The 24,487-nt window shown below is 35.6% G+C and carries 22 protein-coding genes and 1 riboswitch; of the genes, 4 read left to right on the forward strand and 18 right to left on the reverse strand.

Annotation, left to right across the window (positions count from 1 at the left end; translation table 11 throughout):
- Nucleotides 1–78: 78 nt before the first annotated feature.
- Entirely contained in the window at nt 79–1,812 is a 1,734-nt protein-coding gene (locus DIT68_RS14080; RefSeq protein ID WP_109360457.1) for a SulP family inorganic anion transporter, read from the reverse strand.
- 224 nt (nt 1,813–2,036) lie between these two features.
- Here DIT68_RS14080 and DIT68_RS14085 point away from each other — a divergent pair, with 224 nt between their 5' ends.
- A complete protein-coding gene (locus DIT68_RS14085; protein WP_109360458.1) occupies nt 2,037–2,459 on the forward strand; it encodes a nucleoside-diphosphate kinase in 423 nt (140 codons plus the stop codon).
- Between the two features lie 449 nt (nt 2,460–2,908).
- Here DIT68_RS14085 and DIT68_RS14090 read toward each other — a convergent pair whose 3' ends face one another.
- The 11 genes from DIT68_RS14090 to purL all read right to left on the reverse strand — a co-directional run bounded on the left by DIT68_RS14090 (nt 2,909) and on the right by purL (nt 14,091).
- Nucleotides 2,909–4,216 (reverse strand): pyruvate dehydrogenase complex dihydrolipoamide acetyltransferase, encoded by a 1,308-nt coding sequence (locus DIT68_RS14090; protein WP_109360459.1) that lies wholly within the window; start codon nt 4,214–4,216, stop codon nt 2,909–2,911.
- A 14-nt stretch (nt 4,217–4,230) separates the two neighbouring features.
- Nucleotides 4,231–5,283 carry a pyruvate dehydrogenase (acetyl-transferring) E1 component subunit alpha gene (gene pdhA, locus DIT68_RS14095; protein WP_109360460.1) on the reverse strand — a complete coding sequence of 351 codons (1,053 nt, stop codon included), beginning with the start codon at nt 5,281–5,283 and terminating at the stop codon, nt 4,231–4,233.
- 270 nt (nt 5,284–5,553) lie between these two features.
- Nucleotides 5,554–6,027, reverse strand: coding sequence for a cytidine deaminase (gene cdd / locus DIT68_RS14100; RefSeq protein WP_109360461.1), 474 nt, complete (start codon nt 6,025–6,027; stop codon nt 5,554–5,556).
- Between the two features lie 286 nt (nt 6,028–6,313).
- Entirely contained in the window at nt 6,314–6,697 is a 384-nt protein-coding gene (locus DIT68_RS14105; protein WP_146194233.1) for a hypothetical protein, read from the reverse strand.
- 391 nt (nt 6,698–7,088) lie between these two features.
- Complete coding sequence (locus DIT68_RS14110) at nt 7,089–7,568, reverse strand: hypothetical protein (RefSeq protein ID WP_109360463.1); 480 nt, start codon at nt 7,566–7,568, stop codon at nt 7,089–7,091.
- A 96-nt stretch (nt 7,569–7,664) separates the two neighbouring features.
- A complete protein-coding gene (locus tag DIT68_RS14115; RefSeq protein ID WP_109360464.1) occupies nt 7,665–7,895 on the reverse strand; it encodes a DNA-binding protein in 231 nt (76 codons plus the stop codon).
- Nucleotides 7,896–7,987: 92 nt separating this feature from the next.
- A complete protein-coding gene (locus DIT68_RS14120) occupies nt 7,988–8,584 on the reverse strand; it encodes a mobile mystery protein B (protein WP_109360465.1) in 597 nt (198 codons plus the stop codon).
- Nucleotides 8,575–9,036 carry a mobile mystery protein A gene (locus DIT68_RS14125; RefSeq protein WP_109360466.1) on the reverse strand — a complete coding sequence of 154 codons (462 nt, stop codon included), beginning with the start codon at nt 9,034–9,036 and terminating at the stop codon, nt 8,575–8,577. Before DIT68_RS14125 ends, DIT68_RS14120 begins: the two co-directional genes overlap by 10 nt.
- A gap of 336 nt (nt 9,037–9,372) precedes the next feature.
- Nucleotides 9,373–9,768: a helix-turn-helix domain-containing protein gene (locus DIT68_RS14130; protein ID WP_109360467.1), complete on the reverse strand. Its 396-nt coding sequence runs from the start codon at nt 9,766–9,768 to the stop codon at nt 9,373–9,375.
- Nucleotides 9,758–10,261 (reverse strand): hypothetical protein, encoded by a 504-nt coding sequence (locus DIT68_RS14135; RefSeq protein ID WP_109360468.1) that lies wholly within the window; start codon nt 10,259–10,261, stop codon nt 9,758–9,760. The genes DIT68_RS14130 and DIT68_RS14135 overlap by 11 nt, the downstream gene beginning before the upstream one ends.
- A 143-nt stretch (nt 10,262–10,404) precedes the next feature.
- A complete protein-coding gene (gene purL / locus DIT68_RS14140) occupies nt 10,405–14,091 on the reverse strand; it encodes a phosphoribosylformylglycinamidine synthase (protein WP_109360469.1) in 3,687 nt (1,228 codons plus the stop codon).
- Nucleotides 14,092–14,242: 151 nt separating this feature from the next.
- Between purL and DIT68_RS16365 the strand changes: the two genes are divergently transcribed.
- A complete protein-coding gene (locus DIT68_RS16365; RefSeq protein ID WP_158276197.1) occupies nt 14,243–14,395 on the forward strand; it encodes a hypothetical protein in 153 nt (50 codons plus the stop codon).
- An 86-nt stretch (nt 14,396–14,481) separates the two neighbouring features.
- Here the strand turns inward: DIT68_RS16365 and DIT68_RS14145 are convergent, their stop codons facing one another.
- The 6 genes from DIT68_RS14145 to DIT68_RS14170 all read right to left on the reverse strand — a co-directional run bounded on the left by DIT68_RS14145 (nt 14,482) and on the right by DIT68_RS14170 (nt 20,733).
- The gene (locus DIT68_RS14145) at nt 14,482–14,664 is read right to left on the reverse strand and encodes a hypothetical protein (protein WP_109360470.1); all 183 of its coding nucleotides are present in this window, start codon (nt 14,662–14,664) and stop codon (nt 14,482–14,484) included.
- Between the two features lie 40 nt (nt 14,665–14,704).
- Nucleotides 14,705–14,890: a hypothetical protein gene (locus DIT68_RS14150; protein ID WP_109360471.1), complete on the reverse strand. Its 186-nt coding sequence runs from the start codon at nt 14,888–14,890 to the stop codon at nt 14,705–14,707.
- Nucleotides 14,891–14,964: 74 nt separating this feature from the next.
- Nucleotides 14,965–15,918: an alpha/beta fold hydrolase gene (locus DIT68_RS14155; protein WP_146194234.1), complete on the reverse strand. Its 954-nt coding sequence runs from the start codon at nt 15,916–15,918 to the stop codon at nt 14,965–14,967.
- Nucleotides 15,919–16,027: 109 nt separating this feature from the next.
- Nucleotides 16,028–16,435: a hypothetical protein gene (locus DIT68_RS14160; RefSeq protein ID WP_109360473.1), complete on the reverse strand. Its 408-nt coding sequence runs from the start codon at nt 16,433–16,435 to the stop codon at nt 16,028–16,030.
- 738 nt (nt 16,436–17,173) lie between these two features.
- Entirely contained in the window at nt 17,174–19,429 is a 2,256-nt protein-coding gene (locus DIT68_RS14165) for an FUSC family protein (protein WP_109360474.1), read from the reverse strand.
- A gap of 404 nt (nt 19,430–19,833) precedes the next feature.
- The gene (locus DIT68_RS14170; protein ID WP_158276198.1) at nt 19,834–20,733 is read right to left on the reverse strand and encodes an SUMF1/EgtB/PvdO family nonheme iron enzyme; all 900 of its coding nucleotides are present in this window, start codon (nt 20,731–20,733) and stop codon (nt 19,834–19,836) included.
- A gap of 353 nt (nt 20,734–21,086) precedes the next feature.
- Here DIT68_RS14170 and DIT68_RS14175 point away from each other — a divergent pair, with 353 nt between their 5' ends.
- Together DIT68_RS14175 and DIT68_RS14180 are read left to right on the forward strand one after the other, a co-directional pair.
- On the forward strand, nt 21,087–21,716 hold the full coding sequence (locus DIT68_RS14175; RefSeq protein ID WP_146194235.1) for a hypothetical protein: 630 nt from the start codon (nt 21,087–21,089) through the stop codon (nt 21,714–21,716).
- 627 nt (nt 21,717–22,343) lie between these two features.
- A riboswitch (cobalamin riboswitch) is annotated at nt 22,344–22,550 on the forward strand.
- Between the two features lie 92 nt (nt 22,551–22,642).
- Nucleotides 22,643–24,376, forward strand: a complete 1,734-nt coding sequence (locus DIT68_RS14180) for a T9SS type A sorting domain-containing protein (RefSeq protein ID WP_109360477.1) — start codon at nt 22,643–22,645, stop codon at nt 24,374–24,376.
- Nucleotides 24,377–24,487 lie beyond the last annotated feature (111 nt).

Here is a 24,487-nt window from a genome sequence, read left to right on the forward strand (position 1 = left end):
GATTTACCGACTATATAAAACCAAAAATAGGCACACCGCATTGCAATGTACCTATTTTAGCCTGTCTTAAGATTTTAGTTACTTTACATTACTTTGTAAAGCATATCTTTTACTATCAAAATTTTCTTTGATTTCTTCTTTATTTAAGAATTGTACCGCATCTTTCATATTGATAAACACATAATCTTCTCCAAGTTTTTTAATCATATTCCATTTTACAAGGATATCTCGAACTGGACCACGGGCTCCAGCAATTGCCACTTGAATTCCTTTCTTGTGCCAGTTGTTGATCCAGTCTTCAATTTCATGAGCTCCCGTACTATCCAACGAAATAACACTTTCGAAGTTGAGAATAACTTTGGCTAAGGCTTCTCCTTTTTCTTTTTCCCAAGCTTCTACTTGTTTTTGAATAAAACTGATATTGGCAAAATAAATTTGACCATCGATACGGATAAATAATTCGTCTTTTCCTTCATTCAAATCTGGAAAACGCTCTGTATTTCTATAAATAGTTGTGCTGGGAACCTGAGCTAATTTTGCAATGTGTGGACGAGAAGCTTTGTATAAAACCGCAACTAATGAAAGAATCATTCCGATGATAATTCCAGTTACAATTCCTAAAGTTAAGGTAGAAACAAAGGTAATCATCAACAAGAAGAAATCTGTTCTGTCTGTTTTCCATAATAACTTTGGAGTTTTTGCGTCAATTAATCCATACACAGCTACCATAACTACCGCGGCTAAAATTGATTTCGGAAGGTAGAAGAATAATTCTGTAAGAAAGAGGAGTGTAATTACGATAAGCGCAACACTTATGATAGAGGCTAAAGCAGTTTTAGCACCCGATTGGTCGTTTACTGCTGTTCTGGAGAAACCACCTGTAACAGGATAACCCATAAAGAAAGCCGCTCCAAAATTAGCCATTCCTAATCCAATCAATTCCTGATTAGCATCTAATTTGTAGTCTTTGTGCTTTCCTTGAATGATCTTTGCTACTGCGAAACTTTCAGCAAAACTCACCAATGATATTGTAATGGCTATAGGAAGTAAAATACTCCAAGTTTCCATTGAAAAAGATGGAGAAGATAATCCTGGAAGTCCAGAAGGGACATCACCAAGCACTGAAACTCCGTTGGCTGTTAATCCAAATCCCCAAACCAATAAAATTCCAAATATTACCGCTAAAAGTGGGGTAGGTAAGCTTTTATGAATTTTCTTACCAAATTTTATAATGATGATTCCACCAATACCAATTGCGAAGGCTGTCCAGTTGATTCCTCCAATATTTTGGTAAATATTTACCATTATATCTTGTAAGTATTCACTTCTAGGTAATTCAATTCCAAATAAATGCTTGGCTTGACTTAGTCCAATAATTATTGCAGCTGCCGATGTAAATCCGTTAATTACAGGATGAGAAAGGAAATTCACAAAGAAACCGAAACGTAAAACTCCCATTGCAAATTGAATAAGTCCAATGAGGAATGCCAATGTTAGGGCGTAAAGTAGGTATTGCTCAGGAGAATCTGGATTGAGCGCTCCAATTCCTGCTGCGGTTAGTAAGGAAACCATGGCCACTGGACCAACAGCGAGCTGTCTTGATGTTCCAAAGATGGCATACAATAAAATGGGAACAGTTACAGCATATAATCCGTGAATTGGATCTAAACCCGCTAACATTGCATAAGCCATTCCTTGAGGAATAAGCATAATTCCAACCGTTAAACCAGCGGACAAATCTCCCTGAAGATTTTTCTTTTTGTAATTTGGGAGCCAATCTAGTATTGGCATGTACTTTTTAAGTAATTGCATTTTCTCTCGTTTTCTCTCTTGATTTAATATTTTACAAAAGTCTAAAATTCTTCTTGTTATTTAGGTGACTAAAGTAACGCTCATTTAAAATGAGGAGATGAAAACACAAAGCTTTACTTCGTTGATTGCTGATTTTATTCTGCCAGGAAAAATATTTTGTCAGAACATTAACTTATTCAATTCCGTTTCCTTATTTTTGCGCCACATTTAGAAAAAACAATAAAATGGCAACGAATAGAACTTTTACAATGATTAAACCAGATGCAGTTAAAGCTGGTAATATCGGAAACATTCTTCAAATGATTACGGATGGAGGATTTGAAATTAAAGCGATGAAATATACGCAATTGACTGAAGAGCAGGCAAAAGAATTTTATGCTGTTCACAGTGAGCGTCCTTTTTATGGTGAATTGGTTGAGTTTATGACGTCAGGACCTATCGTTGCTGCTATATTAGAAAAAGAAAATGCAGTTGCAGATTTCCGTACTTTGATTGGAGCAACTAATCCAGCAGAAGCAGCAGAAGGAACTATCCGTAAAAAATACGCTTCTTCAATGGGAGAAAATGCAGTTCATGGTTCAGATTCTGACGAGAATGCAAAAATCGAAGGTGAATTTCACTTTGCAGCTGATGAGGTTGTAGCGTAAGTTACTTTGAGAATATATGATTTGAAAAGCTGTACTGAGAGGTACGGCTTTTTTTTTAACCACGAAGTTCACAAAGGAGGCACAAAGTTCATAAAGAAGAGTCACCTGAGGTATTTTAAAAGGTGACGCAAAGGTGCGCAGAGGAGCAGAGATTCGCATAGTTCTAGAGAAGAATCACCTGCGGTGTTTAAAAGGTGACGCAAAGCTTCGCAGAGGAGCAGAGGTACGCGAAGTTGTTGAAATGCGTCCGACCAGCTGTCAAATCTCACGTTGTCTGCTGGAATTGTACTATGAAAAAAGCCCAGACATTTCATCTGGGCTTTTGTAATATGTTTTATTTAATTGTTGTGTGAATGCGTTGGTTTGTGGGCATGCACATTAATATGTGGGCATGCGTTGGTATGTGGGCATGCGTTGGTTTGTAGGCATGCCCTAATAGGGCAAGCCTACTAAACCAACATCATCATTGGGTTTTCCATGTACGATTTAAACGTATTCAAGAATTCCGCTCCTGTAACACCATCAACCACACGGTGGTCACATGAAAGTGTTACTCGCATAACATTGCCTGGAACAACTTGTCCGTCTTTTACGACAGGGACTTGTTTAATTCCTCCAATTGCTAAAATACAACTGTCTGGCGGATTAATAATCGCTGTGAATTCTTCAATATTATACATTCCTAAGTTAGAAATTGTAAATGTATTTCCTTCCCAATCTTGAGGTTGTAATTTCTTTTCTTTTGCTTTTTTGGCGTATTCTCTTACTTCAGCACCAATTTCCATTAGTCCTTTGGTGTCAGCGAAACGCACTACAGGAACCAGTAAACCTTCTTCTACAGCTACAGCTACTCCGATATTTACATGGTCATATTTTCTGATTTTGTCTCCTAACCAGGCGCTATTTACTTTAGGATGCTTTTTCAATGCAACGGCGCAGGCTTTTATAACCATATCGTTGAATGAAATACGGATGTCGTCGTTTGCATTTACTGCTTTACGCTGTGCAATTGCGTTATCCATGTCAATATCTAGGGTTAAGTAGAAATGAGGTGCAGTAAATTTGCTTTCCGCTAAACGTTTTGCAATTGTTTTACGCATTTGAGAAACGTTCTCATCTGTGTAAGATTCTGTTAAGGCTGAACCAGCGCTTTTTCCTGCTGGAGATTTCGCGCTGTTTTGAGGTTTTTCTGATGGTTTGTAATTTTCAATATCGCGTTTAACGATTCGACCATTTTCCCCAGATCCTTGAACATCAGATAGATCAATGTTTTTATCTTCCGCTAATTTTTTAGCCAAAGGCGAAGCGAAAATTCTCTCTCCATCTCCTCCTTGTGATGATGCAGTTTCTTTTGGTGAATTGTCAGAAGATTTATCAGCTACTGGCTTTTTTTCTTCTTTCTTCTCTTCTTTTTCCTCTACTTTCGCTTCCTTTTCTACAGGTTCTTCATTCCCTTCATCGGAAGGTGCAGAGTCATCTCCTTTTTTTGCGTCGGCGATAATTTGATCTACGTCATCTCCTTCTTCTCCGATAATTGCAAGAATATCGTTTACTGGTGCAGTTTCTCCTTTGTCAATTCCGATATATAAGAGTTTTCCGTCATAGAAAGATTCAAACTCCATTGTTGCTTTATCTGTTTCGATTTCAGCAAGTAATTCACCTGATTCTACATCGTCTCCAACTTTTTTGTGCCATTCTGCAACGACACCTTCCGTCATCGTATCCGATAATTTTGGCATTAAAATAACTTCAGCCATTGTTCTTTCGTTTTTTAGTATTCTTTAATAAATGGGTAATCCTCAGATTTGTATACATCCTTGTATAATTCATCTTTTGTTGGGTAATCTGAATTTTCAGCAAACTCAATTGCTTCTTTTATTTCGTTTGCTACCCAGTCTTGAATTTCCTTTATTTCCTCTTCCGTTAGGTAAGAATTGTCTTTGATCACTTTTAAGCAGTGCTCAATTGGATCTTTAGACTGATATTCTTTCACCTCATCTTTCGTTCTGTATTTTTGAGGATCAGACATTGAATGTCCTTTGTAACGGTATGTTTTAATGTCTAGTAATGTTGGACCGTCTCCTTTACGAGCGCGTTCTGCAGCCATTGAAATAGCTTCGTGCACGTCTTCAGGTGACATTCCATTTACAGAGAAAGAAGGCATTTCGTAAGAAGAACCTAATTTCTTTAAATCCATCACGTTTGTTGTTCTTTCTACAGAAGTTCCCATCGCGTAATTGTTGTTCTCTACAATGAAAATTACGGGCAACTTCCATAGCATTGCCATGTTGAATGTTTCATGAAGTGCTCCTTGACGTGCTGCTCCATCTCCAAAAGATACCATGGTCACATTGTCTGTTCCTTTGTATTTCTCAGCAAATGCAACACCCGCTCCCATTGGAATTTGCGCTCCAACGATTCCGTGACCTCCCATGAAGTTTTTTTCTTTGTCAAAAAAGTGCATTGATCCACCTTTTCCTTTTGAAATCCCGGTTTGACGACCGTAAAGCTCAGCCATTAATGGACGAACATCCGTTCCTAATCCAATTGGGTGCGCATGATCGCGGTATGCAGTCATATGGAAATCTGTTGGTTTTGTAGCACTTACAGTACCCGCTACAACAGCTTCTTGACCTATATATAAGTGACAAAATCCTCCAAATTTTTGTTGGATATATAATTGTCCAGCCTTCTCTTCAAATTTTCGCATCAAAAGCATATCCTTATACCATTTGATATAAGTTTCTTTTGAAAACTTTTGTTTTTTTGAAGCTGTTTCCTTTTTAGTGGTTTTTGTTGGCTTTTCTGATGATTTTGCTGCCATAGTTTAATACAGTTTAATTCGAATAGACAAATATAGAATTTATATTTTTTTAAAGTAGGTATTCCATTAAGAGAATTCCCGAAAATCTTTACTGGGGTATGCAAGATTACTAAGTATTACTTTACCCTTGAACAGAAAGCGTTAAAGACAAGGCAGGTGATGCTTTTAAACGCTAGAGTTTATTCTCAATAAATGCGTTGTGCTGAGTCAGTCGATGGGACGGCAATTTAAAACAAGCATAACGCCGTATTTGAAGTTTTCTATTAAAGATTATTTGCTCCCAAAAATAAAAGGCAGCAACTGATGAACTCCCTCAAAAACTAATATACTGCCATCACCATTTTTCATTATAATTTCGAATGGTTTACCTTGAATTTCAGTGTATTCAGCCATAGCTTGTCTGCAACCACCGCAAGGTGTGAAAAATTCATCTGGATTTATTAATTCACCTGCACAGGCAATGGCTAAAATTTTTATTCCCTGATCTTTCTGTTGTGCGCCGTAGGAAAAAAGTGCAACACGCTCTGCACATAATCCAGTTGGATATGCTTTGTTTTCTTGGTTACTCCCCAAGACTAAAGTATCGTCGTTTAACAAAAGAGACGCACCAACCTTAAAATGTGAATAAGGAGCATAAGCCTTCTGGGTAGCTTTTTCAGCGCCATCCAACGCTTTCTTTTGATCTTCATTTAACTCTTCAACTGAGGCTAAATGATGGTATGAGAATTTGAATTCTTTTTTCATATTGAGTTATATTATACCATTTTTACAAATGAGTATATCTTTTGTTTGGTAAATACCGACTCAGTAGATCGTAGTTCAAATACAGTAATTCGCTGTGATAAATACAAAGCCTCCTCGGTATGTATCCATACTCAGTTTACATTGCCTTGTATGGGATGCTAAAATAGTAGGATTATCCTAAGTGTTAGCCATTAGTTTGCTTTTTTATCATAAAAAGTACAAAAAGAAGCTTGTTTTGAATGGAAAGGACAACGCGAAAGAAATAAAAGTGATTTTGAAGGATGAATTATTCTTTGATCAATTTTAACTCCATTAAATCACTTGCATTCTTGGTTTTAACTTGACATGTATACCGGTCTTTTCCGATCTCAACAATTTCTGCACTAATTTTTTGGCCAACCATGTCGTTAAACTCTTCTGGAGCATTCTTAAATTCTTCATAGGTAAGGATATATTTACAATCTGAAACCCATTCGATTGAAGTGTGCGCTTCAATTTTCGTTTCTGAGTTGATTTCAACTTGGGTGTTTTCTGTTCGAATTATTCTAATATGATTAGATTCTGGTGCAGTATATTCGAAAGTTCCAGTGCGAAAATCTGAACATGTCTGTTTTTCTGGGGTACACGAAATAACTAAAAGTAAAATCGAAATGTACATCAAGCTCTTCATATAATTGATTTTAAATAAATTTAAATAATGGTGAGAGAATTAGATTCAAAATGAAGCGCTTATTCTCAATTGCTTTTAAAGTAAAATTAGAGAAAACAGATTCTTATATCGACGAAAAGGGGAGTTATTTAGAGGAGTAGTTTTTGATTTTTAACTTGTTGTGTGATGAAGGCCAGTCGCTGCGCTACTTTTGGGGAGATTTTTTAGGGTGTTAAAATACTGTAATTCTGAATTGCGGCGTATGTATTAAGCCCTTATTTTTAAATATAAATTAGCCCAATAAAAAGGAGTGAATTCTGTAAATTGTTGCTAGCTTCTCCAATGTAGCTCCAAAATTCGTAAAGGTTTTTAGTGATTTGTTCTTTCATTTGTGATTGGAATTTTTACAAAATTAATAGGATTTAACCTTTACAATCGGATTATTCGTCCAAACACTTTCAATACAATCCCATCCAGCTCCAAACCAAATAGAGTTATCTTCCTCAATCATCAATTCATATTTATATTCGGGGTATTTTTCTTCGAATTTTAAATACCTATGAAGAGCTCTTCTTTTTAAATTGTATGCTGGGTTTCTTGATCGAGCAAAGGCAATAGGATAACCAATTGTTCCATTTTTGTTGCTCAAAAACTCCTCGTCTTCATCCAAAGTAAAGAATAAAACCTTATCACTTGCTAGCCATTTCCCGGTATTTTTCCAAAAGGTAGCAAAATTACAATCGGGTTTTATTTGAATGTGCCAAGTCATTCGATAAGTTGAATCGGGATTCAGAAAAAGTTCTGCTTTCATAGAAATAGTGGTGTCTAGCTTTGTGTCAGGAATAGAATCAGTGCTAACTGTTCCGGTATAATAACCAGTGTATTTATCCATTTGCGCAGCTGATGTTTGATAAAAGAAGATGACGAATAGAAATGTGAGAATGTATTTAATGATTTTATTTTTTGTTTAAAATTCGTTTTTTAGTTTTTAATCTTTGCCATCTGAGGCAGTTGTTAAGTAATCCTTAATAACTGAATTCTTTTCTAACTCTCCGTCTTTCAGTATGTTTGATATGTGTATACTGATGTTTGGTACAGAGGTGGTAAAAAGTTCTGCTAGCTGATTTCGGTTGTTCCTAATATTGCCGTTTTTGGCGCATAATGAGACCGTTGCTTTTTCATCAGCGGTTTTATAGACAATGATATTAGTGTTGTCCATTCCGATTACTTAGTGAAAGTTTAAAATTACGGAATTTGTTTGTAAAAGGGAAGTGGAGGTGCTTGCTTTACGAATGAAATTTACCGTTTAATTCAACTCCTAGCAAACTCAATTAAAGGATTTATAATGCACTTATCAGCTTCTCTCAAAGTATCTATGTATCTTTTTCTAGTTTCATTCGCTTTAACCATATTTGATCTGCTCCAAGTAAATACTTCTTGACTGAAAATGGATTCAATTATTATGTCAGCTATTAGCCGTGAATGTCTTCCGTTCCCATTGGGAAAGCAGTGAATAGATACAATTCTGTGTTTAAAACGTATGGCGATTTCATCTGGTGAAAATGTTTGGAATTCTATCCAAAATTTAGTATCATCGATGAGAATTTTCAAGGAAGAACTGACAAGAGTCCAGTCAGTTCCAATGTTTTTATTGGATTTCCTAAACTCTCCCGCCCACTTCCAAACTTCACCATACATTTTCTTGTGGAGATCCTTGATAAATTTTTCTGTGAGAATAGTTTCGCCTTTCAACTTCTTCCGGATAGTCCATCCTACGGCCTTTTCAATATTCAATTGCTCAAATTGATCTAACTCTCCTTGGGTTGTGATTGACTTTATTTTCAATCCTTCTTTTTCAGTTTCATCTAAAGGAGTTTGACCATCTGCGTAGTTTAGTTCTAGTCCCATAATGATTTATTTAATTCGCGCTTAAATTCTTCTGCTAATTCTTCGATGTTTTTCCCAATTTTGTCACCATAAATAGCCTGATCTTCTAGTGCCATATTGTGATTTGTTCTTAACACTATTTTTGCAGCTAAATCTCTTGCTTTTCTCTCAATTAAATTCTCAATCGATCCATCTTTAGGCACGAATCCATAAACCAACTTTAAATCCATAGCTTCGCCAATATCCTTTAATGTATTTAAAGAAATGGAACCTTTCGCTTCGCTGTCTTCGAGGTGCTTAACGCCCTGTCTCGATATTCCTAGTTTCTCCCCAAGTTGAGCCAAAGTCATATTCAAAGATTTTCTTATCACTGAAATCCAGCCAGTTTCTGGAACAATGACGCTTTTTACCTTTTGGAAAGGCGCAATTTTATTGTCTGTCTGCTCGACTAGAAGATTCTTGTTATTTCTCATGGTGTAAAGTTTTTAATTGACTTAATTGTGTTTTTGTAAATCTTTAGGTTTACAAACAAATAAAAATGTAAAGTAAATATATTACAAAATTATTAAAAAGTAAAGAGTTATGTGTACAAATTTTAATTTTTGTAAAGATTATATTTTACAAAATTGGCTTTTTTAGTTTGTTGTCGGTTGTTGGCGGAAATGTTGTGTGGTTTGATATTCGCCTCTATCAGCTTTTGTTTTAAGTTTATTAATTGTATTATATTTTACTTAGACGTTCTTTTGAAAAGTTCGAAATCCTGAAATCCACGCAGCAATAATCACAGTTACAGATTTCAAATAACGCAACTATATTTTTAAATCCTTCTTCCTAAACCGTCTGCTCTCCTTTATTTCCCTAGAAATCTCCTCCGCGGATTTCTCCGAACCAAAAGCTCCAAAAGATTTATAAAAATCTTGTTCATCCAAATTAATAAGTTCAATTCCCAATGCTTCTTGAATGTCAAATAAAGTGTCGTGCGTAAAATTGTGAGTTCCCGAAAACCATTTTGTGGCAACAGAAGCATTTTTTTGTCCTGTGGCTTCAAGTAATTTCTTTCGGTTCCAACCTTTAGCTTTCATGGCATCTTCAATTTTTGCAGCCAAAAGCATTTTTGTCCTGATTCTTTTTTCTTCTATTGGAGATGTAGATTGTAATATTTCATCAATTTGTGAACTGTTGTGTTTTTCTTGTTTAGTCTTCATAATCTTCTATTATTAGGTTCCCTTCAAAATCCATATAATCTGAGGAAAACGATAATTCGCCATGTTGCATACTTTCTTTTATTTTGGATGAAAGCCATCTTAAAATGTAGTTTTCTTTTTCTAATTTTTCATCATCTTGAAGTGCTCTTACATTCTTTGGTCCGCCACTACCAATAATAATTAATTCTGTTCCATATCTAATACAGTAAAGCCTTAACTTCTTATCTGGCGTGTCGTACAATGCGCAAACACCATCACCAGGAGCACCTTCTTTGGTTTTGAAATAACTTTCTCTTGCTCCAGTTTCATTTCCGATGATCTTTAAACGCAAAACTAAGGTTTTTATTTCACTTAAAAGTGAAGTTTTATTTTCTTTTATGAAAGAGTCGAAGAAAGATTCTTCAAAATTTCCTGATTCATTCTCTGGGATTGCGCTATATATTGAAGCTTTTTCTCCGCTAAGTTTATCGATTTTAACTAGTTTATATTTCATAATTAAGGTGGTTATATTGTTAATTCTTGAATTTAGGTCTATAATAAAGATAATGAAAAAATATAAACGGGCGACTTATTGTAGGAACAAAAAAAGGAGCTCCACTGCTGAAACTCCTTTTAAATTATGATATAAAATCTACTCTATCTCTTCTCAATCCACTCTCTGGCATTCACAAAAGCCTCCAACCACGGAGTCACTTCGTCTTTTCTACCATCTGGGTAGTTCGCCCAGTTCCATTGGAAAGTTGAACGTTCGATGTGTGGCATCGTTACCAAGTGTCTTCCTGAAGCGTCGCACATCATTGCGGTGTTGAAATCTGAACCGTTTGGATTCGCTGGATAGTGTTCGTATCCGTATTTCGCTACGATGTTGTATTTGTCTTCGCTGTAAGGTAAATCGAATTTCCCTTCACCGTGTGAAATCCAAACTCCTAATGTTGTTCCTTCAAGTGAAGAAAGCATTACAGAATTGTTCTTTTGAATTTTAACCGACGTGAACCCGCTTTCGTGTTTTTTAGAATCGTTGTAGGTCATTTTTCCGTGCTTGTCGTGGTCTGGGTTTACTAAGTCCAATTCCATCCATAACTGACAACCATTACAAATTCCAACTGAAAGTGTGTCTTCTCTTTTGAAGAAGTTTTCCAAAGCTGCTTTTGCTTTTTCATTGTGTAAGAAAGCACCAGCCCAACCTTTCGCAGAACCCAAAACATCAGAGTTTGAGAATCCTCCAACTGCTCCGATAAATTGAATGTCTTCTAAGTTTTCACGGCCTTCAATCAAGTCCGTCATGTGAATGTCTTTTACGTCAAATCCTGCCAAATACATCGCATTCGCCATTTCGCGTTCACTGTTACTTCCTTTTTCACGAATAATTGCCGCTTTTGGACGTGCTTTTGTCGTGTCTAATTCTGGAAGCTTCCCTGTGAAATGCGCTGGGAAAGTATAATTTAACGCTTGATTTTTATAATTTTCGTAACGTGCTTTTGCTAATCCGTTTGCTGTTTGTTTTTGGTCTAATAAATAAGAAGTTTTAAACCAAGTATCACGCAATTCGGAAACGGTCATTGTGAAAGCATCTGTTCCGTTGATGATGCTCACGAAATCGTTTTCTACCACTTTTCCAATTTCGTGGAAGGCGATCTTATTTGCTTCTAATTCTTTCGCTACACTCGCATCTTTCGCTTGGAAGACAATTCCTGAATTCTCAGCGAACAAGATTTTAAATGAATCTTCTTCTTTTAATGAAGTTAAATCGTATTCTGCTCCGATGTTGTTGTCGGCGAAACACATTTCCAAAAGGGTAGTAATTAATCCTCCGGAAGCCACGTCATGACCGGCAATGATTTGTTCTTTTTGAATTAAATCTTGAATGGTATTGAAAACCGTTTTTACATAACCAGCATCTTTAACATCTGGTGCTTCGTTTCCTAATTGACCCATAATTTGAGAGAAAGAACTTCCGCCCAATTTGAAATCATCCTGTGAAATGTTGATGTAGTATATCGGACCACTTTCTTTTTTGAACACGGGTTCAACTACTTTTGAAATGGCATTACAATGTCCAGCTGCCGAAATAATCACCGTTCCTGGTGAAATCACCTCATCATTTGGATATTTCTGCTTCATCGATAAAGAATCTTTTCCTGTTGGAACGTTAATTCCTAATCCGATAGAAAAATCTGAAACCGCTTGCACTGCTTTATACAAACGTGCATCTTCTCCAGGGTTTTTACAAGGCCACATCCAGTTGGCAGATAAAGAAACGCTTTTTAACCCTTCTTCTAAAGGTGCCCAAATGATGTTGGTTAAAGATTCGGTAATTGCATTTCTACTTCCTGCTGCTGAATCGATTAATCCCGCGATTGGAGCATGACCAATTGATGTTGCAACCCCTTCTTTTCCTTTGTAATCTAATGCCATAACGCCAACGTTATTTAAAGGCAATTGCAAAGGTCCTGCACACTGTTGTTTGGCTACTTTTCCACCCACACAACGGTCCACTTTATTGGTTAACCAATCTTTTGAAGCAACAGCTTCTAGTTGTAATAATTGGTTTAAATAGTCGTAGAACTTCTCTTTTTTATAGTCTAAATCAGAATAAACACGTTTTACTGTGCTGTCTGTCATGATTGTTTTTGGCGAACTTCCAAACATATCAAACAAAGCCAAATCCATTGGTTTTTCACCTGTGGTTTTCGATTCGAAAGTAAAACGATTATTGTTTTTCACATCTCCAACGGTGTACATTGGCGAACGCTCACGATCTGCAATTTTCTGAAGTGTTTCGATGTGTTTTTCAGCAATCACCAATCCCATTCTTTCTTGAGATTCGTTTCCGATAATTTCTTTTGCCGATAGGGTAGGGTCTCCAACTGGAAGTTTGTCCAAGTCAATGTTTCCACCAGTATCTTCTACCAATTCACTCAAGCAATTTAAGTGACCTCCAGCTCCGTGATCGTGAATAGAAACAATGTAGTTTTCGTCTCCTTCCACCATTCCACGAACCGCATTTGCCGCACGTTTTTGCATTTCTGGATTAGAACGTTGCACTGCATTCAATTCGATTCCTGAAGAAAATTCTCCAGTATCGGCACTTGAAACAGCGGCTCCACCCATTCCGATGCGGTAGTTTTCACCACCTAAAATAACGATTTTATCACCGTCTTTTGGCGTATCTTTTAATGCTTGATCTACTTTTCCATATCCAATTCCACCCGCTTGCATGATGACTTTATCGAAACCTAATTTTCGTAAATCAGCATCGGCGTGTTTATTGTCTTTGTCGTGGTGTTCGAAAGTTAAAACAGAACCAGAAATTAAAGGCTGACCAAATTTATTTCCGAAATCAGAAGCACCATTTGACGCTTTGATTAAAATATCCATTGGTGTTTGGTACAACCATTTTCTTTCTTCGAAAGATTTTTCCCATGGTCGCTCTTCTTCCAAACGAGAATAAGAAGTCATGTAAACTGCTGTTCCTGCAAGCGGCAAAGAACCTTTTCCGCCGGCCAATCTATCTCTAATTTCTCCACCAGCTCCTGTTGCAGCACCATTGAAAGGTTCCACAGTTGTTGGGAAGTTATGTGTTTCTGCTTTTAATGAAATAACTGATTCAAAATCTTTGATGTTGTAATATTCTGGAATATCGGCACGTAAAGGTGCGAATTGCTCCACTTTTGGTCCTTTTACGAACGCCACGTTGTCCTTGTATGCCGAAACGATTCCATTTGGATTTTCATTTGACGTATCTCTAATCATTCTGAATAAAGATTTGTCTTTTTCTTCTCCGTCAATCACAAAGGTTCCATTGAAAATCTTGTGGCGACAGTGTTCTGAATTCACTTGCGAAAATCCGAAAACCTCAGAATCCGTTAAAGGACGACCGATTTTCTTGGACATGTTTTCCAAATATTCAATTTCTTCGTCGTTCAATGCCAAACCTTCTTTTTCGTTGTAAGCAGCAATGTCTTCGATGTCCAAAATGGCTTCCGGTTGAATTTCCACGTTAAATGAATCTTGTTGAAGTCCATCGTACTTTTCAGAAATCATTGGATCGAAATCTTTAGCATCTTTATCCACTGCTTGAAATTCTTCAATTCGAATAATGTCAGAAATGCCCATGTTCTGAGTGATTTCAACTGCATTTGTACTCCATGGAGTAATCATCGCTGCACGAGGTCCAACAAAAAAAGCATCCAAAGATGCTTGTTCTATTTTTGACTGGTCGCCAAATAACCACTCTAATTTAGAGATAGTTTCAGTTGATAATTCTTTTGTTGTTTGAACAGCAAATACTTTACCGTTTATGTTTCCAAAGAAATGAATCATTATTTATGGTTTGAATGTTATTTTATGGCTGCAAAATTAAGCTTTTAAAACGAGATTGGGGTTAAAAAAGTGGAGTGAATGTTTGTCTTAACGATGCGTTGCCTTCGACAAGCTCAGTCAACCGATTACTCTCCGGAAAATTATTTCATCTATGACTATAAATTTAGATTTTGTAACTCCATTTATTAGGAATTCGAATGAAGCAGATCTTCGAACGCTGATTTACATGTACATCGACAAGTTAGGCAGAACCACAAGCATCTTTGATAAAGGAGGTTTTCTTATTGAATTCTTTGATGCTTAGTATTTTCTTTTGAGTTAGAAATGTGGGTTTGACCTATGGTTTGGGAGAGGGAATAAAAATTAAGGATAAATCTACTCCCGAGCCATTTACTTCCCCTTATTCAGTTTTCTCCAGTAAATTACATTAAAAACCATTAAAATACTACCTATGATAAGAAGAATATATGCCGCGAAGTTGTCCTCAAAAACTGGATTGCTAAAATCTAAATCTGTTATTCCGAAGGTGAGGAAAAGTGTTGCTGTGAATGATAAAGCATGTCCTTTTTTCATAATTGTAAATTTTTAATTTTGATGTGTTTCCGTCCAGACACTAACTATCTTTCCTGCTAGCCTGACCTCTTCTGTACAATACGTAGATCATGACTAATGCGCCGAATGTGAGTTGGATGTAGGCGTTGAGATTGTCCTGAAAACTTAAATTATCGAAATCGAGTAAAGTAATTCCTCCAGTGATTAAAAGAATAGCAATAAAGTCTAGTGTTTTTATTCTTTTCATAGTTGTGTTCTTTCGTCTTGAGGCAAGATACAATTATTTTGCAAAATGAAATGGGCTATTAGAGGAAAGTCTTTCTAATCTTGAAGGGTACTGCTTCGTCGCTCTCGAATAATTCGAATAATTTCTTCAGGTTGTTCTAGCTGAATATAGTGTCCGGTTTTTGGAATGATGATCAATTCGCTGTTTTTTAACTCGCCATGCAACTTTTCTGTTCCCTTTCGAAAGGTGTTCAATGTGTCTTCAACCGTAATTAAAGTCATTATCGAATTAGTATTCTTGTAGTTGTCCGACAAATTTTTTAAATCATCCTGAAGATTTGTAATTTCTTTGGAATTAGAATAAATTACCTTGGATTGCGACCAAAGTTTCTGTCTTTCTTGGATGTAATTGTTGAGTTTTTCTCCTTCTGTAGATTTAAACATTGGAAGTACCCCTTTCTTAATTTGACTTTTTGCAATGGTGAAAGACGACAGAAATGCAATGCCTTTTCCTAAAATAGGAGTGGAGATTAGTTTGTTTATTCCGCTGGGCTTGATTTCATAAAATGGAGAGTCGATAATCAAATATTCACGGTCTTTTGTATCGGCATGCACGGCCATGTAGGTAGCAACGCTTCCACCGTAGGAATGTCCAACGATTAATGGAGAATTTAAATTAAGCTGTAAAATTAATTTTTCGGCAAGATCGGCGTTGGATGCTAGGTCGTAAGAATAATCGCGTTTTGAGCTAAAACCGTGTCCTAATCTATCGAAAGCAGTAACTCTGAAGCTTTTAGCTAAGGAATCAAAGATTTCATTCCAATCTTCAATAGATCCAGGTGTTCCATGGATGAGTAAAATATCTTTGCCCTCACCTTTTTGTAAAAACCTGATTTCCTCATATCCTATATTGATGAATTGATGATGGTCCTCTTCATAGGTTTTTTTATGTTTAAAACTAGATTGTGACCGTAAGGCGCTGGCAGTAAAAAGCCAACAAATTAGTACAGCACTGTATTTTAAAACTTTATAAAAGTTTATCTTTTTCATCCTATTGACTTTCAACTGATGTTTTGCGCATTGGTGTTTTTTTCGCGCATGAAAGTTATCAATAAAATCCAATGCGTTAACTATCGAAAAAACGAGAAACTCTAATGGATCACTCAATTAGCTTCTCTAGTTCAGTTTCAAATTTTTTAAAGTTTCTTCTGTTTTTCCCCAAATTAAATACTAGCGTTGAAATAGGACAAACTGATTTGAAAAACACAATTGCCATTTCGTTATCACCTCTCACCTTAATCACAATTTCCTCGGTGAATGAAGAGGAGTTTAATCTTGATTGCGCTTTAAACCAGTTTTCAGCATTATAGAATTTAACGTTTTTAAATCCTGCATTATCTAAGGCTTGTTGAACATGGTTTAAGCTCCGTGATAAGTCTTGATCGAGGTGCTTTTTAAATTTGTTAGTGAAGGTGTACTTTGAGTTGTTCCTCAAGCTGTACAATGATTTTACAATAAAGTAAAGCAGAATGGCGGAAAAGCCAATGTAAAGTAAAATAGTGTCCATACTTTTAGTTTTATAAGTTTCGTTTAGCAGTTTAAAGCTAAACAAACTTTCTTAAATATTCACAAGTTTTATCTAGTTTTTTTTGAGTTGTAATCATATTATTTTGCTTTTCCCCTCTCACTTGAAATATGATCCTAGCTTAATGTCATCCTGATGCGGATTTCTATTTTCAACTGGTTGAAAATAGAAATTTGCGAAGGATTTTGTTAGTTTATCGCCGACTCACATTATGGTTGGGTGAGATATATTTACTGGTAAAGTATCTGATAGGCAATTAAAATTGAAAAAGAACAAGGCTAAATGTCTATTTTTAAAATAAATATGCTAATTTAGTTTTCATAAACACAACTACATTATAATGAATATTGCTTACGTTTTTTTCACTTTGGTGGTTCTTCACTTCTTTGCTTTAATAGGTTTAGTCTGTTGGAAACTCCGAAAGGGAAAGTAAAAGTATAATATTAAATCAGCTTTTTTTGTTCTTTTTTTTGAACGCTTTCTAATTTTTAAGAATTACAGTTAAATGTTTTACTTGTAAATATTTTTGGATATTTTTTTCATTGTTTAAGTGAAAGAAAGTCTAAAATGCTTAACTTAGTAAGGCAGTTAATGCACAAAAAAAAAATCAAAAATCGAATGAAATTACCGTATATAATATTCATCATTGTGATCTTGCATATCGTTGTTGGTTTGGGATATGTTTTTTGGAAAATGTATAAGAAGTAATCTCCTCAAAGATTATTTTTTTTCGAAATGTTCCACATAGCGACCAATGCCTTTTCTCAAATTAGAGGATAGGGAAACTAACCAAATTAACTGGTTACTGATTAAATGTGCTTCTTGTAATTGATGTAAGTCAGCTTTTTTAATTTTCACGTAACCCTCTGCGATATTTGCGTCGCGTTCTTCAGATAAAATCTGATAGCTTTCCAAAAGTTTTTCTTTCGCATCTTTTATGTTGCCATGAGCATGAATTTTTATCTCATGTTCTTCATCCAATAGTATTTCTGTTCGAGAAAGAGTATTCGTAATTTTCGCAAAAAGAGCACTTGTTTCTTTGGAAATTGGTGTGGTTTTATGACTTTGAATAAAGCTACCTAATGATGCGATCGCCGATAAAATGGTTTGATTTAGAGTGACTATGTTATAGATTAATCTGAATTCTAATTGCTTAGATTTTGGATCTTGTGTAATTCTTTGAAAAGCTGCGCTCAGTTCGCTGAGTGCCAAAAAAGCTTCTTTCCTGGCTAATTTATAGGTGAGAGAATTGGCTTCCTTATCCATGTAAAGTTCTTGCGTAGCGTTTAAATAGGCATTGTTTTTCTTAATGGCTTTGAATAAGATTGATTTCAAGTTAAGTACTTCCCAACTCGGGAAAAGTACATAAATTGCCGCAAAGGAAATGGCCCCACCAAGTACCGTATCAACCACGCGGTATTGAATAACAGAAAATGCATTGGGATGAATAAAGGAGTAAATGAAAACGACATTCAAAGTAATAAATGCCGCTGCCCATCTATAGTTTTGTTGCATTAAAGCAAAAGCAAGAATTAAGGAAACAACGGCCAGAATACCGTAAACAATTTCGTTTTGCGTAAGAATAACAATTCCAAAAGCAATTACACCACCGATGAGCGTTCCAACAATTCTGTCTTTAGCCCGCTCTTTCGTTAATCCATAATTTGGACGAAGAATAACCAAAACGGTTAACATAATCCAATAGGCATTTTGAATCTCAAAAATATTTCCCAAAACAAAGGCAAAAACTATGGCAATGGTCAGGCGTAGCGCATGGCGAAAAATAACCGAGTGAATAGCGAAATGTTGTAATAAGATTTTCGGTTTATACTCTTGAAGCGTCAGAAACTGCTTGGCTTCACTGCGTTTTAAAGTAACTTTTGAAGTTTTGGTAATATTGGTTAAAGCATAACGTATAGCCTCCACTTCTTGTAGAATTTTCTTTTGGAAATCATGCAGATTTCGCATGGTTAACGCACCCTCTCTGGCTTGTGGAAGTTGGTGGATAGTTATATAGTCGGCAATTGTGTTGTGCGCTTCTAGCAAACACTTTTCTATTTCCTTATTTTCGGGAATTTCATCTTTGGTAATGATTATTTGAGATAGCTGAATCAGCTGCTGACTCATGGACATATTGAGTTTACTGAACTTGTCTAAGTGTTTATTCTTCTTTCCGAAGAGGTCATCAAATTTTTCGTAATCCCAGCTATTGGCAATCACCAATTCGAAAATATCTACCAAAGAAATGAAGATCAACAAACGCTTTTCATCGAAATGAGAACGTCCAGATCTTTTTCTGCTAGCCAATAACAATTCTCTTAAAGTTTCATGCTTTTCATTAATTTGTGCTTGTAAGGCAAAAGTTTGTTTAATTAATGGTTTTCTATCTACCTCTTCAATCAGGAGTTTGGCACGTATTTTTAAATATTTTCCAGTTAATTTTAATGTTTCCGATAAAAGTTGGTCATCATCTTTTTTTGGAATTATTTTGTGTAATGTTACAGAAGCGAGAATATACCACAGCCCACCAAGCACCATATACAATGCATGAATCCAAATTTCTTGTGCGCTATTTTGTTCCACAACCAAGGCGATTGTCATGGCTAATAAACCTGAAAAGCCAATCAATGATGCTCTAAATCCATATGCAGATAAAAAAGATAAGCCAAAGGTTAAAAGACCTATGAACCCTAGCGTTAAGTAGTGGTTTGGTTTCGAAAACAGAATTAAAACAGTGATTAAGCTTGTAAGTAAAATACTGATGAGGGTTCCTATTACTTTTCGCCTTAAGCTCCCGGGAACATCGCTAGGTGAATTTAAAAATGCACCAAAAATAAATGATGGAGCAAGACTCATATATCCTAATGTATTGAAGGCGAGTAAAGGAACGATTAAAGATAAAGTAATTACAACTCCTCTAAAAAAGTGCGAACTTTTTACAAATAATTCGAGTTTTGTGAGCTTACTTTTTGCCATTTAATTAATTCTAGATGACAAAGATAAGTAATTTTAAAAGGGAGGGCGGAATAGGGATATTAGTAATATTAAAATAATAGGGTGAAGCCATTGAAATAGCAATAAGCTCTTAGGTTTAACCCTATTTGTCTTTCACCGCAAAGAGCTTTTATAATAAATTGATGATAAGAGTTCTTTACCTCAGAAATTAAGAAACTTATCCAAGCCTTGATTTTAGCATCCTAACACTATTAAGCTGGTCATTCTTTGGGAAATAAAAAATCTTATTTTTTCGTTTTCTGAAGGATCTGTTTTGATTTATTTCAGTTGATAAATCGGCGACAATGCTTTGGTTATCAAAATATAAGTATGGATTTAGTAGAGAACAATTGCCACTTACAATTTGCGACAATCTTCTAGACTGCTTACTCAAAACCATCCTCCCATTTTAAGTAAATACAAACATTTCTAAATCCAGTGTAACTGTTCACCAAATTGTCATCTCTTCTAATTTTTGTATCATCTAAATCACATGAGTCCATAAAACTCAAACCAAAAAACTCACCTTTAGTCGCTGTCATTTCTCTAACATTTCCTTTCAAATGATGAATCTTTAGCTTTTTGTTGTAAACTTGACTGTTTACAGAGCTTGGTCTTATTGGAGTGGAATCGGAAGTTTGATCTAAACAGTTTACATCATTTGTCGTGGCATGCTTTTTTCCTTTGCTTGTTTCTATAAAGTCAGCGTAAAGAGAATCTACAAATTGACTACTTTTTTTGAAGGTTTCATGGTTTGGTAGACTGTATTCTGGATAATACTGAATTTCAGGATTGGGTTGAATATTCAAATATTGGCCAGTGAAATACTTTCTAATCGTGAAAATAGAATCTTTATGATCAGAATGCGGTAATGACAAAATACCCTTTTTGACAAGAAAGTTTTCCATTACTCGGTCGGACCTCCATTGAGAATAGTCTAAAGCTTGCTGGTAAGAAATTCCAACAACGGGATAATCGCGGTAGGCAGGATGTTTTAAATCAAGCGAATTGGTGCTTATATTTAAACCGTAAGCTTCTTCATGAGCTTCTTTATTTGGAATTGAACTTTTAAATTCCTCAGAATCTTCTCCAAAAACTCTTTTTAACCAATAGGAATATTCTAACCAGTGAAAATTCGTTACTTCTGTTTGGTCAAAAAATAGATTTTCAGAAATTTCGGTTGTTCCAGGCGGAGGTAATAAATCAGCAGAAGAATTTAAGGGCATATTTTTATAGCTGGTGCATGCGCTTAAAATGACAACAAATAAGAATGGTAAATATTTCATAAGTGATTTTTGAGTTTGCATTCGAGTTTATAACTCATTTCTTATCAAAGGTTACAAGGTAATAAGTTTTAGTTTCAATCCAATACTTTACCAAGAAATAGCCTTAATCAAGCGAGTGGTTAAGCGACCAACTGATGAAGACCTTGGGAGATTAAAGAGAACAAAACTGTCTGTCGTAATTTAAAGGTTTTATTGATTTTAGAAACAACTAAAACTATGTGTGCGATAAACCATGGGGTTAAAAATTTCTAGAGCATTAAAAATGGAGTAATAGTTCGACATAATCGTCTATCAAAAAAATTAATCCTTAAATTTATCTTGTACAGATGTTCCAATTTAATCTTGAAAAAATCATGAAATACTTTTTTTTGTTTTTCCTATGTATGAGTTCGCTGACTCTAACTGCACAAAAAGTAGCAGAGATTGAAGAACCTCAACACGCTTTCCAATTAATGGGAGGGATTTCCAAAGATCTTATAGGTGTTCAAGATCAAGGTTATTCATTGGGAGTTGCCTACCAAGTGTACTTTCCCAAGCGCTTTATTCTTGGTGTAGAAGTGGCCACTGACCAAAGTTCTTATCAAAAACTATCGACAATTTACTCCGCTAAGGATCGGTGGGATAAATTTACGGGTTTTTCTGGGGCTGTTAGGTTAGGCTACCAAATCGTGAACAGAAAGTATATTGACTTTTCATTCAGCGCAATGCCTCAAATTTACCACAGAAGCCATTTTATAAAAACCAGAGATAAAGAGACAAAAGAAGAAGAAACAGAAATTGAGAATACGACCTTTTTTTCCTTGCCTTTATTGGCCAATCGTTTTGAATTTAATTACAAAATTAGCCCTGCTCATGCTGTAGGTTTTGTTTTTGATGTTCACTTGGATTTTGACACCAATATATTCGGTGATGTGATTGCATCAAAAGCTTTTATGATTGGACGTGCAATGCTGTCTTATCGCTTTGTTCTGCCCAATAATTAGTTTTATTTCATAAGTTGTTGACCTCACTTCAATCGTCAAGAAAAAAAAGCTGTTGCGAGATTTTATCTGTGCTTAATTTAACCCGAAAAATACTTTAGTTGTGAACATTTAGATATGCAGCAATTTAAATAAGATTCAAAAAAAGTGGCCCTATATGAAATACTGTGGGTAAATGAAATTAATACCTTTGGAGGAATGTTGATTGATTCTATGATTAAGTGATTTCAATCCTTCTAAAATTTAAAAATAGATCCCTCAGGTGTAAAATTCATAAATTTCATCACCTATTGGAATGACAGTATTTAGGATAATCATTTTTCTCCACACCAACACAACAACCCTTTGTCATCCCGACAAAGCATAGCGTCAATGGATCTCTTTTATCCATTCTAATTGCCATGACAATTCACAATCCAGATTATTAATTTGAGAGGTGCTAGCTAATATTTAGCTATCTTTAATTCTTTAATCATACTTTCAGTTAAGAAGGCATTCCTAAGATTTCATCAATTGAACCAGTATAAACGCTAATAAACTTCGTGTTTTTAGTTGATATGGACTATAAATTACCTACACTATTCCATATATATTCAAAAAAATGTAATCTACTCTCCAGATAAAAATACTACCTTCGCGCGACATTTTGGTTTCACTCTGTGAATTAAAAGGGAATGCTGTGAAAATCAGCAACTGTTCCCGCAACTGTAAAAGTTCATTTTAAGATTCTTTCAAGAATCTGTATTAATCAAGAAACACCACTGACAGCCTCTTGGCGGTTGGGAAGGTTTGATTAAGGAACTGAGTCAGGAGACCTGCCAAAATGATGAAAATTCGCTTTCGGAGAAAAAGTAGAATGAGAGGCAGTCTGGCCAGATGTCTGTGCAATCTATTGTTTTTCCATTTTATTAATTTTTAATCATTATAAAATGAAAACACAGTTTACCTTTTTATTATTTATCCTTTTTACCGCATTTAGCTTTGGACAAACGCATTACAATCTCGAAATTGTAGCCGAAGGAAACTTCGGTTCTACCAATGCAGATGTTTATACAGTGACCAACACAACCAGCCCAACTTCCACATCGGCAGGTATGTATCAAGCAGCAAATTCCTCGACTGGATTTGATGTTTTACAAGATTTTGGAGTTTCTGGAAACAAAGCTTTAATCATTGAAAAACCTTCAGGACCAGGAAGAATTGTAATTGTAGATTATCCAGCATTTACAGAAGTACATACTTTTATGACTACAGATGCACCACAAACATTGGTCATGGCGAGTCAAACAAAAGGATATGTTGCGACTGGAAATCCCAGCGGAATTCAGTATGTTGATATCGCGAACAATTCGATTTCAGCAATTACAGATCCGAATGGAGATATTTCTGGAACATCTCAATATATGTTGCAAGCGAACGGATTTATTTATGCTCAAATGGGATCTAATGTTGTGAAAATTGATACGTTAATCCAAACTGTTGCTGGGGTTGTATCTCCAGGAATTGGCTCAATCGAAGGATTGGTCTTCGATGATCAAACCAATTTAGTTTGGGTAATGAATGGCTCAGGTTCACTAATTTCTATTGATGTTTTGAACAATGATGCACTGGGAACAGAAGTTCAAACCGGCGTATCTAGCTCAAAACTACTACGTATTTACAATTCTAAATTGTATTTCTGGAATCTGTCTAACAAAGAAATGTTCATTTACAATTCAGTAACGCCATCAACTTTGCCCTTAGCTTCTTCTTACACCAGTTCTATAGGTGGAAATGCATGGTCTTTTGGATATGGACGCTCATTTGATATCGACCAAAACACTGGAGATTTCGCAATTTGTTCAGCAGATGGATTTGTTGCTCCTTCACTTTTTGAAGTTGTAGACGGAACAACGTTTACCGTCATAGATTCGGGTTCAGCAACAGGTGTTGCTATTGCCAACAAATGCAGATTAAAAACATTTCCTGCAGGTTCAACCGCACCAGTTCCAGATTTAGCAACTTTACCTTTCATAAATGCAGAATGTGAAGTAACTTTAACTGCACCAACTGCTGATGGAGGAACGGTAACTGCAACAACGACTGATCCTTTGGCTTATTCAACTCAAGGAACTTTCACGGTGACATGGACCTACACAAATTCAGTGGGCTTCACTACACAAACGCAAGATGTGGTTATTGATGATGTGATAGCGCCTGTTGCTGATGTAACAGAATTACCAGATTTAAATATTTCTTGTGATTCTGTCATTTCAACAATTCCAACGGCAACAGATAATTGTGACGGAGCAGTGGCAGCAACTACAGTGGATCCTTTAACTTATGCAACGGCTGGAACTTATACAATCAACTGGGTTTATAGTGATGCTGAAGGAAACGAAAGTCAGCAAACGCAAAGTGTTGAGGTAACTTGTTCGAATGTGGGATTAAATGAATACGTAATTCAAAATGTAAATATTTACCCAAATCCAACAACTGATGTTTTAAATATCGAAACAGATGAGGTGAATTTTGAAGGTATCCTGATGAATGCACAAGGTCAAATTGTGTTGAAATTGAATAACGAGAATACAATTCATATTGGAAATTTACCAAAAGGAGTTTATTACTTGCAATTGAGTGGTGCTTTTGGAGTGACTACAGAGAAAATTGTGAAAAACTAATAGCAGCTGAAATTACTAACTTTACTACTGCTATTATAAAAAATGCTGGTCTCGATTTTGGGATCAGCATTTTTTTATAATCATTTTATAAGAATCAAATTAGGGTCCTGT

Source organism: Brumimicrobium oceani (assembly GCF_003143775.1).
Classification (GTDB): Bacteria; Bacteroidota; Bacteroidia; order Flavobacteriales_D; family Crocinitomicaceae; genus Brumimicrobium; species Brumimicrobium oceani.

Bases quoted from the DNA above. Each gene is read 5' to 3' on its own strand.
- DIT68_RS14115 (WP_109360464.1), bottom strand. From the start codon at position 7,895: ATGGACAACACTAATATCATTGTCTATAAAACCGCTGATGAAAAAGCA.
- DIT68_RS14085 (WP_109360458.1), top strand. From the start codon at position 2,037: ATGGCAACGAATAGAACTTTTACAATGATTAAACCAGATGCAGTTAAA.
- cdd (WP_109360461.1), bottom strand. From the start codon at position 6,027: ATGAAAAAAGAATTCAAATTCTCATACCATCATTTAGCCTCAGTTGAA.
- DIT68_RS14170 (WP_158276198.1), bottom strand. From the start codon at position 20,733: ATGAAATATTTACCATTCTTATTTGTTGTCATTTTAAGCGCATGCACC.
- DIT68_RS14135 (WP_109360468.1), bottom strand. From the start codon at position 10,261: ATGAAATATAAACTAGTTAAAATCGATAAACTTAGCGGAGAAAAAGCT.
- DIT68_RS14150 (WP_109360471.1), bottom strand. From the start codon at position 14,890: ATGAAAAGAATAAAAACACTAGACTTTATTGCTATTCTTTTAATCACT.
- DIT68_RS14080 (WP_109360457.1), bottom strand. From the start codon at position 1,812: ATGCAATTACTTAAAAAGTACATGCCAATACTAGATTGGCTCCCAAAT.
- DIT68_RS14120 (WP_109360465.1), bottom strand. From the start codon at position 8,584: ATGGGACTAGAACTAAACTACGCAGATGGTCAAACTCCTTTAGATGAA.
- DIT68_RS14130 (WP_109360467.1), bottom strand. From the start codon at position 9,768: ATGAAGACTAAACAAGAAAAACACAACAGTTCACAAATTGATGAAATA.
- DIT68_RS14125 (WP_109360466.1), bottom strand. From the start codon at position 9,036: ATGAGAAATAACAAGAATCTTCTAGTCGAGCAGACAGACAATAAAATT.
- DIT68_RS14165 (WP_109360474.1), bottom strand. From the start codon at position 19,429: ATGGCAAAAAGTAAGCTCACAAAACTCGAATTATTTGTAAAAAGTTCG.
- DIT68_RS14105 (WP_146194233.1), bottom strand. From the start codon at position 6,697: ATGAAGAGCTTGATGTACATTTCGATTTTACTTTTAGTTATTTCGTGT.
- DIT68_RS14155 (WP_146194234.1), bottom strand. From the start codon at position 15,918: ATGAAAAAGATAAACTTTTATAAAGTTTTAAAATACAGTGCTGTACTA.
- DIT68_RS16365 (WP_158276197.1), top strand. From the start codon at position 14,243: ATGACTATAAATTTAGATTTTGTAACTCCATTTATTAGGAATTCGAAT.
- DIT68_RS14175 (WP_146194235.1), top strand. From the start codon at position 21,087: ATGAAATACTTTTTTTTGTTTTTCCTATGTATGAGTTCGCTGACTCTA.
- DIT68_RS14145 (WP_109360470.1), bottom strand. From the start codon at position 14,664: ATGAAAAAAGGACATGCTTTATCATTCACAGCAACACTTTTCCTCACC.
- DIT68_RS14160 (WP_109360473.1), bottom strand. From the start codon at position 16,435: ATGGACACTATTTTACTTTACATTGGCTTTTCCGCCATTCTGCTTTAC.
- DIT68_RS14180 (WP_109360477.1), top strand. From the start codon at position 22,643: ATGAAAACACAGTTTACCTTTTTATTATTTATCCTTTTTACCGCATTT.
- DIT68_RS14110 (WP_109360463.1), bottom strand. From the start codon at position 7,568: ATGGATAAATACACTGGTTATTATACCGGAACAGTTAGCACTGATTCT.
- pdhA (WP_109360460.1), bottom strand. From the start codon at position 5,283: ATGGCAGCAAAATCATCAGAAAAGCCAACAAAAACCACTAAAAAGGAA.
- DIT68_RS14090 (WP_109360459.1), bottom strand. From the start codon at position 4,216: ATGGCTGAAGTTATTTTAATGCCAAAATTATCGGATACGATGACGGAA.
- purL (WP_109360469.1), bottom strand. From the start codon at position 14,091: ATGATTCATTTCTTTGGAAACATAAACGGTAAAGTATTTGCTGTTCAA.